Genomic DNA, 15,856 nt, shown 5'->3' on the forward strand with positions numbered 1-15,856 from the left:
CAAGTCATAGTTTCCACATTCCTCCCGGTGTACTCCTCTCGCTCTACCGCATGACTTACTTTCCAGGCTCTCATCACAAAAAAAGGATCACCCCTGTCCCGAAATGGAACAATGAAGTGATCCTTTATCAATAAACTTAGAACACGCTGCGAACCAAACCGCCGTCCACTCGCATGGCAGAACCATTAATCGCCGAAGCCAACGGGCTGCTGAGAAAAACGACAACATCCGCAATCTCTTCCGGCCGGATCAGCCGTTGAATAATGGAGGTTGGACGATTCTCCTTCATGAATCTGGTCTCTGCTTCCTCAATCGTCAGCTTCTCCTCCGGATACAAGGTGCCCAGCATAGTCTCTACGCCTTCTGTTAAGGTAGAGCCCGGCATGACGGTATTCACCGTCACCTTTGTCCCTTTGGTGAGCTCAGCCAAGCTGCGGGAAAGCGATAGCTGCATCGTTTTGGTTGCACTGTAATGAGCCATTTCCTGAGAAGGCATCACTGCGGCTTCACTGGCGATGAAGATAATTCTGCCCTCATTGCTCTCCAGCATGTCCTTCAAGTAATGGCGGCTAAGCCGAACTCCGCTCATGATGTTAACCTCAAAGAATTTGAACCATTCTTCATCTGGAATATCAAAATATTCAGCAGGCTCGAAGATCCCCAGATTGTTAATAAGAATATCGACTTTCGGGAATTCCTCCACAAGCTTCTGGCAGCCCGCCTCTGTTCCCAGATCCGCTACCGCTGAGTATAGCTCAGCTTCAGGATGCTCCTTCTTGATCTCTTGAATCGTATGATTCACCTTGTCCTCATGCCGTCCATTGATCAGGACAATTGCTCCTTCCTTGACTAGGGATAACGCAATCGCTTTGCCGATTCCCGATGTTGATCCAGTCACCAGTGCGGTTTTGCCCTCTAAATGTAGCTTCATGCCCATTCCTCCTTTGTATACACATACCCTGATACAAGACAGATCACTCCACTCATTCCATATAGAACGAGGGAGTGATCTTGTTCATGCACTATTAAAAATCGAAGTTGTCCGGGTCTGGTCCGACACGCAGGTGTTGATCCAATCCGTCAATTCGTTTCATATCTTCAGCGGACAGCTCGAAATCAAAGACCGAAGCATTCTCCACAATGCGGTGTTCTTTGGTTGACTTAGGAATCGTAACAACACCGTTTTGAAGATCCCAACGCAAAATGATTTGGGCAATAGATTTGCCGTATTTAGCAGCAATTTCTTGCAGCTCAGGGTTGTCCAGCAGTTGGCCCTGCATCAGTGGAGACCAGGCTTCGTATTGAATGCCTTGCGCTTTGCAGAAGGCTTGCAGATCTTTTTGCGTCAAGCGCGGATGATATTCCATCTGGTTCACCATTGGCTTGATTTCAGCATCTTCGAGCAGGTCTTTTAACTGGTGCTCAAGGAAGTTGCTGACTCCGATCGCTTTGACACGCCCTTCTTTATAAAGAGTCTCAAGTGCTCTCCAGGCTTCCTTATATTTGCCTTTTACAGGCCAATGGATCAGATACAAATCGAGGTATTCCAGACCAAGCTTCTTCAGGCTCAGTTCATATGCAGCAATGGTGGACTCATAACCGAGATCCGCATTCCACACTTTGGAGGTCACGAACAGGTCTTCTCTGGAAATACCAGCAGCTTCAAGCCCTTGGCGAATTCCGTTGCCTACTCCTTCTTCATTGCCATAGATCGCAGCGGTATCCACACTACGGTAGCCGTGGGCAATTGCTGTTTTCACCGCGTTCTCCAGTTCAGCGCCTTCCTCTACTTGAAATACTCCGAGACCAAACCACGGCATTTTCACCCCATTGGACAGGGTTGTTGTATCTTGCAGATTGTTAGCCATTCTCTATCTTCCTCCATCTATGATTAATTGCTGAGCTTATAATATGCCATTCGGCCAAGCCCTAGTCATCAATGCTTGCAAGTGATATGATAGGTTAAAACATCCCAAATGAATAGTACGCACTTCAAAGTACCATAGTAACTAAAAAGTACCCATGAGGATATCAAGAGCCTAACAACTGGAGGAATAACCATGACATTGGTTAAGAAAAAATATAATATTTCGGTGGAGGCCACACTGGAGGTTATTGGCGGGAAATGGAAATGTGTCATCCTCTGCCATTTGACCCATGGCAAGAAGCGCACTACCGAGCTCAAGCAACTGATGCCTGCTATTACGCAAAAAATGCTGACCCAGCAGCTGCGGGAGCTGGAAAGTGACGGTATCATTAACCGGATTAGCTATAACCAGGTTCCGCCAAAGGTGGAGTACGAGTTGAGTGAATATGGGGAGAGTCTAAAGGATATCCTTGATTCGTTGTGCAATTGGGGAGAGCAGCATATTATCAAGCAATATGGCGACAAACATGCAATGCTTGAAGATAGTATTCTCAACAAGTAAGGCAAAGCATTCCTTGCAGGCTAAGGAACTGAAGCTGCTGCTATGTTGCCCAGGATGGCAACATGGCAGCAGCTATTTGATTGAAGGAGCCGAAGAAGGATCGGATCAACCGACAAAGCCTAACTTCTGCTCATATTTGCAAATCGGGGTCCCGGGTAAAAGCCAACTTTTCTATAGAGGTTCTCTGCCTCATTGCCAACGGTCACACAAAGCTTAACGACCTGTGAATGCTCATGAGCGGTTGCTCTAACATAGTTGAGCATAGCTTCTGCAAGCCGTTTGTTTCTATACTTGGGAAGCACGCACAATTCCCCTATTTCCGCAAAACCGAGGGGCATTTTTTCATAGATACCAGCTATACAAAGTCCGGCAATTGCTTGCTCTTGCTCATCAAATACATAAATCGAAAGATTGCGGTGCTCATAGACCTTCATCAGATGCTGAACATCTGCTATGGCCTTAGCTTCATCGGGAGTACCATAAGTTTCATAGTCAATCCCCCCTGCATATCCCTCCATAAGGATCTTGGCTACCGTGACAATATCCGTTGTCTCATCTAGCGGACGAACAGAAAATCCATCCGGCAACACTGCTGTTATGCTATCATCAGCCGGACAGCACATGACCTGCCGAATCACACCCAGCTTATACCCGAATGCAAGCAAAATACTGACATCTTGTTGTAAGACTCCATTAATGTGCTTAATATCATGACTGCAACTAAATAACGCTTTCCAAAAAGCCGTTCTGTCAGCAAAAGGTGCGATCAAAAAGGGGTACATTACCGTCCCATCATTGATTATTGCCCCGCCAATCCTCACCTCGTCACGCAGAATCCAATAACATCGGTCGCTGAATTGCGTATCTTGAAGACGTGTATTCCAGTCATACCACATCTCAATATCCGTATCGGCATAGATCACCTGGTAGACGGCAAACTTTTCTTTATCTGCTAGCTCGAGTCTATATTTTGGCATACTCATCCCCACTTTAGATCGCTCCCTTCTGCATATCGACTTGATCATACAGCTTGTTCACATCATAAAGTAGTTATAGTTTTGCTATATTTAAAAATTCCCGCCTCTCGCTTTGCATTATGAATGATACGCATGTACGAGTTGTTGTAAGGCTTCCTTCACATCGCCGTGAAAAAGCCCCCCATGATAGCAAACAACCTGCTCAATGTCATATTCCAGTAATCGCTGAACCGAATGAACAGCCTCCGGCAAATGCAATGTATATTGTGGATTGGCAATTTCAAGTCTGGCTTGCTCAATGACGACCGCATCTCCGGCAATTAAAGTTTTGTTGGCAGGAAGATACAGTGACATATGGCCAGGCGTATGCCCTGGCGTATGAATGATTTCTATCCCTCCGCACCATGGCAACCATTCCCCACCAGATACCGTCTGATCAACTGCTGCCGGCTCAATGGACTGCAAGAATTTAATAAATTGCTCCGCTTGCGGCTTGGCTTCCTCTGGCAAAGCATCAAATGTCGATTCCGCCTGCTCCAACCGCTTTGACTTTATGTTCCCCTCAATAGACGGAGTTTCAACCTCATGGGCGATAATGCTGACGTGCGGATATGCCTGTTTCAGTGCAGCAAGTGATCCGACATGATCCATGTCGTGATGCGTGATGATCAACTTGGTGAGGGAACGTAGTGTAACCCCATGTTTGTTCACTGCTGCTTCTAGGAGAGGCACAAAGTCTGGATAACCGCAATCTACAAGAATCGTATCGCGTTCATCTTGAAGCAAGACCGGGGTAATGATCTGTAGTTGTCCACTATATTCAAATTCAATGTCGAGCAGTTGATAAGGGTTCATCCGTACCTCCTGAATTCATGTCCTTTAAGAATAAGTGTAGAACATGACACGAGCGTTAGAAAGGACATAGATGATACAGAATCAAAGGTGTCCACCTTATTGACTGCGAATAATTCGTCTAATGCTGCGTTCACTCAAATAGTAATGGTGTGCAAGCTCCTTGACGGTTAGACCTGAACGAAAATTACGCATGATCTCTTCATTACGGTCTTGCAGCATTTGCTTATACCCGGAACATTCGCCCCATTGTTTTTTCTTCCCTTGCCGGGCTGGGATATACAGATATCCTGCTTGTACATATTCTTGAATGCTATGAAGTAATTCTTCCGGTAGCATCCGTTGTGCATTTTGATATTTCATTATTTTGCTCCTATCTATATAGCAGAATTCGGTATATAGAGAAGCAAAGAGTCCGCTCTTCAGTATGGCGAAGGCTCTAAGCAAAGTTCGCTTGAACGCGTTGGAACTCTTTGCTCAGAGCCACCTCCATCGATACGAAAAAGCATAGGGATCATGCCATTCACTCCCGTCTAAAGGCTAGTTATTGTGACAGTAATACGCCTCTATTGTGACACAACAGGCAGCGTAATCTCCAGTTCAGGGATATATTCTACTTTTACATGCCCATCTGGATCTAACTGAAACAGGTTTGAGTCATTATCCTTATATATATATTTATACGGTTTTAAAGTTAACGATGTAGGAATGAATTCAAAAGGTTCAAATCGAGTATCCGTAATCAAAACATTACCATTCTCCGCGCTCCATCCATTACCGGATATCAGCTTAATCTTCTTCCCTGTCTCATCAAATAGATCGTATCCGATTGAGTCTTGAGAGCTTTGAAGCTCAACTATCTTCATTCCCTCAGGCAATTCTATCCTTGTGGTCAGATTAGTGGTTATTGGTGTAAACTCAATTTTCTCAAGCGTTAAATTAAGGTCCTCATATTTACGCTGTATGGCAGGATTAAGAACACGGTTATTCTCCGTATTTATTGCTACAGGGATAGTTAATTTAAATGGGTCTTGAACACCTGACACTGTAAAATCCAAAGAGAGTACAAAGGTGTCCGGGAATGCTTCCCCACCCTGATTTTTCAGATCTGCAAATTGCAGTATCGCCGTATCCTGATCCTGAGCCGCATTAATGAAAATACCAACACTATTAGTATTCTTGGGTGAGTAAGTTTGAATATTTTTATCGCCAATTGATAATTTCACATCTTTGACTGCCGCTGTTAATGATTCTCCAGACTGAACATGATCTAGAAATTCACGCTTTAGTCCAATCGATACACGTGTCCCATCGAAAGCCACAGCTGTCGCTCGTAATGTCAAACCATCATGTGTATCCCATGCATCAAGCGCCGTCACAAGCCCCTTTTCGTCTGCAGTCTTTAGCCCCAGGTCACCAGCCAATTTAAAAATACTGTCCATGCCTGGAATCTGTTTTATGGATGCCGCCAACGTTGGCGATATAAATCCAGTTCCGGTAACAATAATTACGATCGCGAAAGCTGAAGCAATGGATAGCATTGCTCTACGCCATCCTTGGTGCACACGAGAATATCTTGTGGCCTTAGCCTCTTTTTGAACATATGACGCCATGATTCGATCGGTTAAATCAACCTCAACAGAAGTCTCTCGAATCAACTTTTTAATATGGTGAATTTCTTGATCATCCATGTCGATAGGCTTGTTCACTTTGAACCCCTCCCTGTTGTTTAAGCAATTTTTTACGAAGTCTTTCATATTTTTTGCGGACTCCGGCAGGCTTCAAATCCATAATCAAAGCAATTTCTTCAAATGAATATTCTTCTAAGGCACGAAGTAATAAAATTTTCCTCTCCTCAAGGTTCAATCGCTCTAATAACTCGTGGATATAATCGGTATAGCGGTCAGATTGTTCAATAGGCTGGTGTTTTTCTTTTTTAAAATTCAATAATACAGTCAAAAACTTATTTCTCTTCTTCAAGAGGTCCATACAATGGTTATACGCAATTTTATACAGCCAAGATGAGAACGATACCGTTGGAGTGAAATTATGAATATTATTAAATCCCTTAATAAATATATCTTGAGTGGCATCTTCGGCTTCTTCTTTGCTGGAGAGAAGATAATAGCAGTACAAATATAGCTTCCTTTGAAAACATCGAATAATCGTAGCGTATGACTCCGTATCACCTAATTTCACCTTGTTAAGGACTTCGTTTATCTCTTCATTCACGAATGGCGTCCTCCTTTCTAGCTGTATAACTGAATTATTAGTTCTTTTGTGACAAGCACTCCCCAGAAAAACTTACGTATGGCCGCTAAAAAAAGAAGACTGCCCGTAAGCAGCCTTAACCAACATCACAACAAGTAGTACACCTCTTTGCCATCCAGAAAATCTCGACAATGCGTACTGCATACTTTAGCAGCGTCTTCTTTAATCCACCCATTCTTCTCCGGATCATTAATGAAAAATGCATAGCTAATGAAAATATCCATGAATATTTGTCCTTCGATATATCGGAAGCTCTGTTAATTCTTCTTCAATCCTTGCAGCATCATAAAGTGGTCTATGTGACTCCTGTGAAACTAATGTCTGAGAGAATTTATGTAATCTGGCTACATCTTCTCCTAATTTATATACGATCTGCGTGATATTATCTTCTTCTAGCGTAAGTGTCGACCCTTCGATCCACTCAAGAAGAGTTGCAAATGTCGCCCCAAATTGCTCAGAGTTATAGTCAGTGACCCACTCACCTTCGCGATTTGCCACCGGCTTCTGAACTTTCAGAATGTTGTTGTGAGCGATTTCCTGCAGCAAGCGCATTTCGGCCTGTAGCCCATTCCATGTATGTTGAACGCCTGAGAGACCCTCAGATATTGGCTTATGGATACGTAGCAAATAGCTTCTGTTAGCTTTTTTATCCGTTACTTTAAAGGTAATATTCTCATTATGCCTAATGAATTCAATGATAGGTTCAACTAGCGAATAGTGCATTTATACGTTCTCCGCCTCACTGATCACAGCACATGCCACCCTCTTTTCTGAACAAAATCAATCAACCTTAGTCTACCAGTCATTGATTATATTTGATTTAGAAAAAATGGTTATAAACTAAACTCTATTCATTTACCCTGATTTTGAATTTCGTTCTAATACCCCATTTAAAGACAATTTATCAAATCTAGTTGACAAATATCGCATTAATATATTATCCTTATTTTTACATAGATACCATAGTTTTTAATGATGCTGCAACAAAACTCACACGTCCGTAGCAGATTAACGTCTGTTATCTACCCTGTACCTCCCCCATCCTACGCACTCTATAACTTCCAATTATTATTGCCACTGTACTCTGTTGACTTACACTTTCCTCTTCCAGACCTACAACCTACCCACACTTATTTGCGTGTAACTCTATTTATGCTGTCTACCCCTGTCCATTTTGCTAGACTCGTTGATCTTCTAAAAACAATAGATAGCGCTTACATACTATGTTATATACCACTCACGATAGTCGTAATTCTGTGTAGAACAGAAAGGATGAGAGTGATGGGCGTCAATAGGCATGGCCGCGCAGCAAAATGGATGAGGGACAAAGAAATACAAATGAAAGGGCGTGGTCCGCCTGGAGAGGAGGGTATGGATAGGCTACTAGATTTTAAAATTCAAACCAAAAAGGAGAATTTGTGATGAACAAAAATCGAGTTAGCACTACCCCATCTATCAGTAAAATAGTTATGCTCCTCTTCTTGTCTTTCATTCTTGTGTCTTCGAGCCTTGTCGTGGGGCCAGCACAGCAGGCCGATGCCGCTCCTCTTCCTAAGAAAATCATCGCTTATGTAGCCGGCTGGGCCAACTTGACCGCGAATGATATCAAAGCAGAGCAATTGTCTCATATCAATTACTCCTTTGCCCTGATCTCCAACGGCAGAGCCACTATTACAAATAATGACCGTACGAATCTGCAAACTATGGTCGGACTGAAATCCAGAAATCCGGATCTAAAGGTTCTATTATCTGTCGGGGGCTGGGGTGCGAACGGTTTTTCTGATGCTGCACTTACAGACGCCTCGCGTACAACCTTTGCCGACAGCCTTGTGCAACTGGTGACCGCCAATAACTTGGATGGCGTCGATCTGGACTGGGAATATCCAACTAACCCTGCAGCAGGCACAACTGCACGGCCGCAGGATAAACAAAATTTCACCTTGCTTCTCTCGAAGGTTCGCGACAAACTAAACGCGCAAGGACAAATTAATGGCAAGCAGTACCTGCTGACTATTGCCGCTGGAGCCAGCAGCAGCTATCTGAATGGCGTAGAAATCAATAATATCACGCCTCTGCTGGACTGGATCAATCTGATGACGTACGATTTCCACGGAAGCTGGGATGCGACCACCGGTCACCATACGAATTTGTCCGGAAGAGATATTAGCGTAACCTCAGCGGTCAATTTATTCCGAAATGGTGGCGTTCCCGCAAGCAAACTGGTCATTGGCGGAGCTTTTTACGGCCGGTCCTGGACAGGTGTGCAGAATAGCAATAATGGCCTCGACAGACCTGGCTCCGGGGGCTTCGAACCCGATTACAACACGATTGTCAGCCAGTATTTGAATAAGAACGGATATACACGGTATTGGGACAGCAGTGCACAAGCCCCTTACTTGTTTAATGGAAATACCTTCATCTCTTATGACGATCCGCAATCGCTCACTCTGAAGGTACAATATGTGAAGAATAATGCTCTGGGCGGCATAATGTTCTGGGAGTACAGCAATGACAGATCTGGTGCACTGCTTCAGGCCATTTACTCCGAGGTAACTGGTAATGTGACACCCAATCCAACAGGATACTCCTATCTGGTTGCCCAAGCCAATCAGCAAATCGTCTCTGCTGAAAACTACGGTAATGAGCAATTGGTTGCCAACAGAGCAGCCGCAGGAGACTGGGAGCTTTTTGAATTAGTCACGAACTCGGATGGCACCGTGTCCCTCAAGTCCAAAATCAATAGCAGGTATGTCACCGCTGATCTCAATACAGGTGGTGCACTAATCGCCAAAGCTACAACCATCCAGCAGTGGGAGAAGTTTAATCGTGTGGATTTAGGGAATGGCACGATTGCACTGCAAGCACTGGCCAATAACTTGTATGTTACTTGTGATTTAAATAACGGAGGCAAGCTAGTTGCCAGCCGCACTGCGGTGGGCGGAGCATGGGAGGCTTTCCGGGTGAGCAACAATTAATCGAGGAGCACGGGAGAGGCAGGCCTTCACCTAAGTGAACGGTTGAATTCCTCCATGATCTGCTCGAGAGCAGAGGCTATTATTCACAGATACAGCAAAAGCCAGCCGGTCTCCAGTAACACGGGGACTCGCTGGCTTTTTCAATATTAGGTGTATATCTAATTGCCAATAAAAATTCTCAACTGCTCTAGTAGGGCATCCATCGCTTCATCCGTCCCCACGCTGATTCTCAGCTTATCCGAGAGCCGCGGGGCGTCAAAATAACGGACATAAATATGCTTCGACTTCAAAAAGTCGTAAACATCACTAGCTGCGTGTTGCTGTGGCTTACATAGAAGGAAGTTTGCCTGCGAAGGCAGCACTTCAAAACCAAGACGAATCAGCGTCTCACTGACCCGTTCGCGGGTAGAAACAACCTGCTTAATGGTCTTTTGCAAATACAGCTGATCTTCAAAGGCCGCGGCGGCCATCAGCTGACTGAGATGACTGACATTGTAGGAATCCCGACATTTATCCAAGGCATCCACCAGTATGGGGGCCGCTAAGCAGAACCCTACTCGAATACCGCACAGTGAATAGGATTTGGAAAAGGTCCGCAGCACCACGAGATTCGGATAACGTGCAACTAACTCATAAGCTGATGTGGTTGCTGGCGCAAAGTCGATATATGCCTCGTCGATAACTACTAGCCCCTCATAGCTCTGAAGCAGACGTTCAATCTCGGCAAACGGTAACAGCAGTCCCGTCTGTGCATTAGGGTTAGCGATAAAGATGCCTTTAGCCCCTGTATTAATGAGAGCTTCTATATCAATGGAGAAATCATCACGTGTCGGCACATATTCGGTATGCACTCGATGAATGTCCGCGATCGTCTTGTACAGGGTGTATGTAGGATAAGGAGTGGCGATAGAATCTCCTTCTTCCAGACAGATTTGAAACAGATACGCAATAATCTCGTCAGAACCATTGCCGCAGAACACATGCCCGGAACTAAGATTGAAATGTGTCCCGATTAACGTCCTTAATCTTTGGCTGGTCGCGTCCGGATAATAACGAAGCTGTCCATAATCGAACTCACTCAGTATCTCCTTCACCCGTGGCGACGGCGGATATGGATTCTCATTGGCGTTAATCTTGATCACTGGCCCGTCCATCTGCGGCTGAATCCCCGGCACATAAGGCGCTAGCTGCTCTATCGTCTGCTTAATGTACATAGACTCTCTCCCCCAACTCAATAAATTGAGATTCTTTCAAAGAGAATACCAAGTACAGGAAAATAATTCAATTATAGAATGCTAGACCTTTGCAACAATCACCAATCCAAGCCGATGCCCTTCAATAAACTTACTGGTTGCATCTGCCCGTTATCTATAGATACCTTTCCTGATGTAACGTATAGATCTGCTCTAATTGCTCCTGAAGCCGGTCGAAGACTACAAACCGGTCGGCTCTGATGTACTCCCTCTGACCTGCCATTAGCAGCATCACAGGCACTGTGAAAATCAAAAATTGTGACGCCACCTCTTCCACTACATTAGCATCAATATGTCCGAGGTGAATTTGCGGGTATGCATCCAGCAGTTCTCTTAGCTTGGGCAGGATCGCATGGCATACACTGCACTCCGGTCTGGACACGTACAGAAAGCTCAGCTCATTCTTTTCAAGGAACTCATGAGCCATTTCAATTGAAGTTATTTCTGTAATTTCTTTCATACGGAATCTCCATTCAAAGGTTCATGAACACTGCTCAAGTGTTTGAGAACCGGGCCGCGAACAGCATATAATCGGCGAAATCCCCTTCTGTGCAGAATCCGAGCGGCCTTCTTGCTTTTACAATAATTATCCGCCAGGATCATCACTGCATCCCCGGAAGATAAACTCTGATTCCACACAAAGGGCAAGCGGCCCAGCGATATGTTAATCGTGTCAGGGATGTGTTCCTTGTCGTATAAAACGGCATCCCTGACATCGAGTACTTTAATAGAGGATGGCGCAACCATCAAACTGTCCTGTAAATTCATTCGCAAGCACGATAACGATGGAACCGGCCAAAGCTGAAGCACCATCCATACTAGAGCAATAATGAGGGTTGTATATATAACAATCATGTCTTTGGCTATCGCTTAATGTCCCAACGCATCGACAAACTTCTCACTGTCAATGGCCGCCATACTGCCACTGCCTGCTGCAGTAATCGCTTGCCGGTAGCGGCTGTCCTGCACATCGCCACAAGCGAAAACCCCGGGAATATTCGTCTCAGATGTACCTGGCACCGTTATAATATATCCGTTATCATCCGTTGTGATCTGTCCATTCAGGAAACCTGTGTTAGGTCTGTGCCCAATAGCCACGAATACACCGTCCGCATGTATCACTTCTTCTTCCCCAGTAGTATTGTTGATGACTCTCAGTCCCGAGACTCCCCGCTCACCAGCAGCGACTTCTATAGGTGTTTTATTCAGCGCCCATTGTATCTTTTCGTTAGCGCGGGCACGGTCCTGCATAATTTTAGAAGCCCGCAATTCCTCACGACGGTGAACCAATGTGACTTTGGAAGCAAAACGGGTCAGGAAGTTGGCTTCCTCCAGCGCAGTATCTCCCCCGCCGACTACGATCAGCTCTTTGCCACGGAAAAAGAATCCGTCACAGGTGGCACATGTACTTACGCCACGTCCGACATTTTCTTGTTCGCCCGGAATGCCCAGATACTTGGCGCTTGCCCCAGTAGAGATAATCAATGTTTCCGTTACAATCTCACCTTTGCCCTCCACTTGCAGCTTAAATGGACGTTCGGATAAATCTGCTTGGTTCACCCAGCCTGTAAAAAATTCAGCGCCGAAGCGCTCCGCTTGTTTACGCATATTGTCCATTAGCTCGGGCCCCAGAATGCCTTCTGGGAAACCGGGAAAGTTCTCGATTTCAGTTGTAGTGGTTAACTGACCTCCTGGTTCGGGTCCTTCAATCACCAGTGGATTCATATTGGCACGAGCCAGATAGATCGCTGCGGTCAGCCCGGCAGGACCTGTACCTACGATTACGGATTTATACATTTTGCACCCCTCCATGTTTATCATCATGCTGGTACATTTCATTTTAAATTTGATAATCACTTACAATTCGAAAATAACTATTCAATTGAATAATTGAATTATAATCCTGATAGGTTCCTTCGTCAAGCCACAAGTTACTATTACAAATTAAAGTGCTTCCTCTTAGCTTCATAGGCTTCTCAATCGTCATTTACCAACAACAAAAGCACAGCCTTAAGCGGCCGTGCCCCGAAACAACTCTATAAGCGTACAGACTCATACATGTGTTTGGTACAACTGAATGACTTCGGAAACCGCCTGTTCGGCTGACTGAAGCGCACCCTCCAGATGCCCGCCGTGTTCAAGCGAGGTTTCGGTTCCGGCAAAAAAGATTTTCTTGCTCCAAGCCCCCGCTCCGCTCAGACGCCCATAATTAGGGAAGTCGGCGAGTGGTGTGGAATCCTCCTCCACAGCTGTCTCCGGGTCCATCGACCAATCTTTGTAAAGGAGCCCGCTCATCGCTTCAGCAGATGGACCAAAGAGGCGAGACAGTTGCTCAACCACGAGGCTCAGGACTTTGTCCTCCCCAAGTTCCCGCCTCATCTCAGCCCTCATCCCGAAGAAGCCAAAGAGCGCACCGGAGCCTGTAGCTGGTGAGGCATCATGAATCTCCTGCAGCGGTCCAACCCAACTGGAAACAAGACCGGAAAGACCATCTTGCCGCCAAAAGGGGGTGTCATAGACTGCAACCACCTTGGCCTGTCCCGACATCCAAGTCGGTTTGTCCATCAGACTGGCCATAAGTTCAGATGAAAGAGCCGGCGAAAATGTAATATGACGAGCCACGAGTCGAGGTGGTAACGCCAGGATCACTGCACTTGCGGCTATGCTTTTCTGTGTACCATCAGGAAAGTCCGCTCCAAGGGTAATGGTCTGATCTTCGTCAGCACGTATAGAGGTTACACGCGTGCTCAGTTGAATCGTACCTGGTGGAAGCGTAGCTGCTACAGCATCAATAAGACACCGCACCCCTCCGGTGAGGCGCATAGAACGTTCCACTGCACCTTCTGCCAGCATAAAACGCTGCGCGGGTTCATTCTTGTATCGCTCGGATAACATGGCTCCTTCGGTATGCTGAGCAAAGACTTCTAAATCTAGCTCTTGAACCAGACTAGCGATCATCGGCTCATATTGCGGCCAGAACCATGTTGGTCCAAGGTCAAACTTGCCGAGTTCAGGCTTATCCGGGGCTTCTTGGCTTAAGACTCTACCGCCGAACCGCTCTCGTGATTCCAGAACCACGCAAGGAATTCCTTGTGAAAAAAGCAAAGACGCCGCACGCAGTCCGCTTAAGCCTGCTCCGACAATGACCACTGGATCATTACTTTTCTCTTCTATCTCTACTCTCACCCTCATAAACCTCCAATAATAAATCAACAGGGTCAATAAATGCTGTCTACCTCACATCTCTGGAATTCATCAGTCTCTATTCCATTCGTGTACGCCTTCATCTATGCGATAGGCTGTGAAGCCTCTATTCTGCATATGCTCTACAGCCTGTGTTGTATAAGAGCAATAAGGCCCTCTGCAATAAGCAGCCAGCTCAATATGACATGGTACCGTATGCAAATACTCATCCAGTTCCTCCAAAGGAACAGATAGAGCCCCTTGAATATGCTCGGCTTCGTATTCATCCCTTGGGCGAATATCCAGCACAATTACTGCATTCGTCTCCATCTTTTGCAGCAGCTCCTGCTTTGAAATCGTCTGTACCCCTTCATATTGCTTCAGCAGATCCTCTTTGATCCGCGGCAAATCAGAAAGCCGGTTCTCAGAGACGTTCCACAAAGACATTAGAAAATCTATAACTGCAGGATCGCCCAACGAATAGATGGCATAGGTCCCTTTTTTACTGAACTTCACCAATCTTGCTTCCAATAAAATTTGCAGATGACGCGATACATTCGCCACACTCATGCCAGTCTGCTCAGCCAAGCACTCGACGGTTTTGGACCCATTGGAGAGAAGATCCATAATCTCAAGTCTTTTATCACTGGATAAACATTTACCGATGCGAGCATATTGCTGATAGACCCTCTCTTTGATAGATGTATCACTGTTGATGGAATTCATACAAATTCCTTCTTTCCTAATTCAATTGAATAATTGAATTATAACTTTTTTTCATTTATACTTCAAGTGTTCCTAATGAACACGGATATGCATACTTATTATTACCCCTAAGGAGGAAAATACATGAAGACGATGAAAGCCATGCAAATTCCGGCCAAAGGTGACAAGATGCAATGTGTCGAAGTACCGGTCCCTCAACCTGAAGCAGATCAAGTGCTGCTACGTGTCGAAGCCTGCGGTGTATGCAACGGTGACGCATTAGCTATTAGAGGCGCTGCCTCACAATATCCGCGTATTCCCGGACATGAGGTGATCGGAATCGTTGAGGCACTTGGTACCGATGTCGCGAAGTGGAAAATTGGGCAAAGAGTCGGCATCGGGTGGCATGGCGGACATGCACAGGTCACAGGGTTGACCATGGACGGTGGCTACGCTGAGTATATGGTTGCTTACGAAGACGGCTTATCCAGCATTCCAGACGGGTTAACTGCGTTAGAAGCGGCACCGCTGATGTGCGCAGGAGAAACTACATTCACTGCTCTAAGAAATAGCAAAGCCAGACCTGGCGATCTCGTAGCAATACTCGGGATCGGCGGTCTGGGGCACCTGGCTGTTCAATACGCTCACAAAGCAGGCTTCAACACAGTGGCTATCTCTCGCGGAACCGATAAGGAGGCCTTAGTGCGTGGGCTTGGAGCACACCACTACATTGATTCGGACACAGAAAATCCCGCTCAAGCACTACAGGCATTAGGCGGAGCCAAAGTCATTCTAGCCACAGCACCGAACGCCAAGGCCATTTCCGCGCTTCTGGGCGGACTGTCTTCTGACAGTGAGCTCATTATTGTAGCCGGCTCCGGACAGCCACTGGAATGGTCAGCAATGGACTTTTTGAAAGGCCCTCATATCGTTCGCGGCTCATTTACCGGACATGCTCCAGAGGTAGAACAAGCCATTAAATTCAGTGTACTGACCGATGTTAGGCCAATGATTGAGACGTTCCCTCTGGAACGTGCCGGCGAAGCCTTTGACCGGGTGATGAACGCGGAAGCCCGCTTCCGTCCTGTGCTGCATATTTCCGGTTAACTATGTTGAGAAGTGGAGCGTTCTTTTCATTACTACTACAGAGTTTCCCTATAGTACAAAAATCCCGACAGCGCTTGTACTAAGCACCGCCGGGATTTTTAAAC

18 protein-coding genes are annotated in these 15,856 nt (G+C 45.8%); 3 read left to right on the forward strand and 15 right to left on the reverse strand.

The genetic code is table 11. The features are described 5' to 3' along the window. Positions 1-136: 136 nt before the first annotated feature. Together ACFVU8_RS28400 and ACFVU8_RS28405 are read right to left on the reverse strand one after the other, a co-directional pair. Positions 137-931 carry an SDR family NAD(P)-dependent oxidoreductase gene (locus ACFVU8_RS28400; RefSeq protein ID WP_387431927.1) on the reverse strand — a complete coding sequence of 265 codons (795 nt, stop codon included), beginning with the start codon at positions 929-931 and terminating at the stop codon, positions 137-139. Positions 932-1,025: 94 nt separating this feature from the next. Beyond that, a complete protein-coding gene (locus ACFVU8_RS28405) occupies positions 1,026-1,868 on the reverse strand; it encodes an aldo/keto reductase (protein ID WP_175371769.1) in 843 nt (280 codons plus the stop codon). A 198-nt stretch (positions 1,869-2,066) separates the two neighbouring features. On the opposite strand from ACFVU8_RS28405, the gene ACFVU8_RS28410 reads away from it, so the two are divergent. Next, entirely contained in the window at positions 2,067-2,429 is a 363-nt protein-coding gene (locus tag ACFVU8_RS28410) for a winged helix-turn-helix transcriptional regulator (RefSeq protein WP_281364491.1), read from the forward strand. Positions 2,430-2,548: 119 nt separating this feature from the next. On the opposite strand, the gene ACFVU8_RS28415 is transcribed toward ACFVU8_RS28410, so the two are convergent. The 7 genes from ACFVU8_RS28415 to ACFVU8_RS28445 all read right to left on the reverse strand — a co-directional run bounded on the left by ACFVU8_RS28415 (position 2,549) and on the right by ACFVU8_RS28445 (position 7,252). Then, positions 2,549-3,406: a GNAT family N-acetyltransferase gene (locus tag ACFVU8_RS28415; protein WP_387431929.1), complete on the reverse strand. Its 858-nt coding sequence runs from the start codon at positions 3,404-3,406 to the stop codon at positions 2,549-2,551. A 117-nt stretch (positions 3,407-3,523) separates the two neighbouring features. After that, complete coding sequence (locus tag ACFVU8_RS28420) at positions 3,524-4,261, reverse strand: MBL fold metallo-hydrolase (RefSeq protein WP_387431931.1); 738 nt, start codon at positions 4,259-4,261, stop codon at positions 3,524-3,526. 96 nt (positions 4,262-4,357) lie between these two features. Continuing rightward, entirely contained in the window at positions 4,358-4,621 is a 264-nt protein-coding gene (locus ACFVU8_RS28425) for a CD3324 family protein (protein ID WP_379469002.1), read from the reverse strand. Positions 4,622-4,824: 203 nt separating this feature from the next. Further along, positions 4,825-5,967, reverse strand: coding sequence for a DUF4179 domain-containing protein (locus ACFVU8_RS28430; protein WP_387431934.1), 1,143 nt, complete (start codon positions 5,965-5,967; stop codon positions 4,825-4,827). Beyond that, a complete protein-coding gene (locus tag ACFVU8_RS28435; RefSeq protein ID WP_387431937.1) occupies positions 5,942-6,490 on the reverse strand; it encodes an RNA polymerase sigma factor in 549 nt (182 codons plus the stop codon). The genes ACFVU8_RS28430 and ACFVU8_RS28435 overlap by 26 nt, the downstream gene beginning before the upstream one ends. A 125-nt stretch (positions 6,491-6,615) precedes the next feature. Further along, the gene (locus ACFVU8_RS28440; RefSeq protein ID WP_387431940.1) at positions 6,616-6,753 is read right to left on the reverse strand and encodes a hypothetical protein; all 138 of its coding nucleotides are present in this window, start codon (positions 6,751-6,753) and stop codon (positions 6,616-6,618) included. Further along, positions 6,737-7,252, reverse strand: a complete 516-nt coding sequence (locus ACFVU8_RS28445; RefSeq protein WP_387431942.1) for a phosphotransferase — start codon at positions 7,250-7,252, stop codon at positions 6,737-6,739. The genes ACFVU8_RS28440 and ACFVU8_RS28445 overlap by 17 nt, the downstream gene beginning before the upstream one ends. Positions 7,253-7,950: 698 nt before the next feature. On the opposite strand from ACFVU8_RS28445, the gene ACFVU8_RS28450 reads away from it, so the two are divergent. After that, the gene (locus tag ACFVU8_RS28450) at positions 7,951-9,504 is read left to right on the forward strand and encodes a glycosyl hydrolase family 18 protein (protein ID WP_246317057.1); all 1,554 of its coding nucleotides are present in this window, start codon (positions 7,951-7,953) and stop codon (positions 9,502-9,504) included. Between the two features lie 158 nt (positions 9,505-9,662). Here ACFVU8_RS28450 and hisC read toward each other — a convergent pair whose 3' ends face one another. From hisC to ACFVU8_RS28480, 6 genes are all read right to left on the reverse strand, one after another. Next, positions 9,663-10,718, reverse strand: a complete 1,056-nt coding sequence (gene hisC / locus ACFVU8_RS28455; RefSeq protein WP_387431945.1) for a histidinol-phosphate transaminase — start codon at positions 10,716-10,718, stop codon at positions 9,663-9,665. A gap of 154 nt (positions 10,719-10,872) precedes the next feature. Next, positions 10,873-11,217 carry a thioredoxin family protein gene (locus tag ACFVU8_RS28460; protein WP_175371775.1) on the reverse strand — a complete coding sequence of 115 codons (345 nt, stop codon included), beginning with the start codon at positions 11,215-11,217 and terminating at the stop codon, positions 10,873-10,875. Then, a complete protein-coding gene (locus tag ACFVU8_RS28465; RefSeq protein ID WP_387431948.1) occupies positions 11,214-11,612 on the reverse strand; it encodes a rhodanese-like domain-containing protein in 399 nt (132 codons plus the stop codon). Before ACFVU8_RS28465 ends, ACFVU8_RS28460 begins: the two co-directional genes overlap by 4 nt. A gap of 15 nt (positions 11,613-11,627) precedes the next feature. Continuing rightward, on the reverse strand, positions 11,628-12,554 hold the full coding sequence (trxB, locus tag ACFVU8_RS28470) for a thioredoxin-disulfide reductase (protein ID WP_387431950.1): 927 nt from the start codon (positions 12,552-12,554) through the stop codon (positions 11,628-11,630). A gap of 255 nt (positions 12,555-12,809) precedes the next feature. After that, a complete protein-coding gene (locus ACFVU8_RS28475) occupies positions 12,810-13,943 on the reverse strand; it encodes a flavin monoamine oxidase family protein (protein WP_387431952.1) in 1,134 nt (377 codons plus the stop codon). A 69-nt stretch (positions 13,944-14,012) separates the two neighbouring features. After that, positions 14,013-14,666: a metalloregulator ArsR/SmtB family transcription factor gene (locus tag ACFVU8_RS28480; protein WP_379468992.1), complete on the reverse strand. Its 654-nt coding sequence runs from the start codon at positions 14,664-14,666 to the stop codon at positions 14,013-14,015. 123 nt (positions 14,667-14,789) lie between these two features. Here ACFVU8_RS28480 and ACFVU8_RS28485 point away from each other — a divergent pair, with 123 nt between their 5' ends. Continuing rightward, positions 14,790-15,752: an alcohol dehydrogenase catalytic domain-containing protein gene (locus tag ACFVU8_RS28485; RefSeq protein ID WP_387431955.1), complete on the forward strand. Its 963-nt coding sequence runs from the start codon at positions 14,790-14,792 to the stop codon at positions 15,750-15,752. Positions 15,753-15,856 lie beyond the last annotated feature (104 nt).

The organism is Paenibacillus sp. NPDC058177, assembly GCF_042883835.1.
In the GTDB taxonomy this organism is placed as follows: domain Bacteria; phylum Bacillota; class Bacilli; order Paenibacillales; family Paenibacillaceae; genus Paenibacillus_AQ; species Paenibacillus_AQ agri.

Excerpts from the sequence above, each read along its gene's own strand:
- trxB (WP_387431950.1), bottom strand. The coding sequence starts at position 12,554 with ATGTATAAATCCGTAATCGTAGGTACAGGTCCTGCCGGGCTGACCGCA.
- ACFVU8_RS28480 (WP_379468992.1), bottom strand. The coding sequence starts at position 14,666 with ATGAATTCCATCAACAGTGATACATCTATCAAAGAGAGGGTCTATCAG.
- ACFVU8_RS28465 (WP_387431948.1), bottom strand. The coding sequence starts at position 11,612 with ATGATTGTTATATATACAACCCTCATTATTGCTCTAGTATGGATGGTG.
- ACFVU8_RS28425 (WP_379469002.1), bottom strand. The coding sequence starts at position 4,621 with ATGAAATATCAAAATGCACAACGGATGCTACCGGAAGAATTACTTCAT.
- hisC (WP_387431945.1), bottom strand. The coding sequence starts at position 10,718 with ATGTACATTAAGCAGACGATAGAGCAGCTAGCGCCTTATGTGCCGGGG.
- ACFVU8_RS28460 (WP_175371775.1), bottom strand. The coding sequence starts at position 11,217 with ATGAAAGAAATTACAGAAATAACTTCAATTGAAATGGCTCATGAGTTC.
- ACFVU8_RS28440 (WP_387431940.1), bottom strand. The coding sequence starts at position 6,753 with ATGGATATTTTCATTAGCTATGCATTTTTCATTAATGATCCGGAGAAG.
- ACFVU8_RS28450 (WP_246317057.1), top strand. The coding sequence starts at position 7,951 with ATGAACAAAAATCGAGTTAGCACTACCCCATCTATCAGTAAAATAGTT.
- ACFVU8_RS28445 (WP_387431942.1), bottom strand. The coding sequence starts at position 7,252 with ATGCACTATTCGCTAGTTGAACCTATCATTGAATTCATTAGGCATAAT.
- ACFVU8_RS28485 (WP_387431955.1), top strand. The coding sequence starts at position 14,790 with ATGAAGACGATGAAAGCCATGCAAATTCCGGCCAAAGGTGACAAGATG.
- ACFVU8_RS28400 (WP_387431927.1), bottom strand. The coding sequence starts at position 931 with ATGAAGCTACATTTAGAGGGCAAAACCGCACTGGTGACTGGATCAACA.
- ACFVU8_RS28415 (WP_387431929.1), bottom strand. The coding sequence starts at position 3,406 with ATGCCAAAATATAGACTCGAGCTAGCAGATAAAGAAAAGTTTGCCGTC.
- ACFVU8_RS28420 (WP_387431931.1), bottom strand. The coding sequence starts at position 4,261 with ATGAACCCTTATCAACTGCTCGACATTGAATTTGAATATAGTGGACAA.
- ACFVU8_RS28405 (WP_175371769.1), bottom strand. The coding sequence starts at position 1,868 with ATGGCTAACAATCTGCAAGATACAACAACCCTGTCCAATGGGGTGAAA.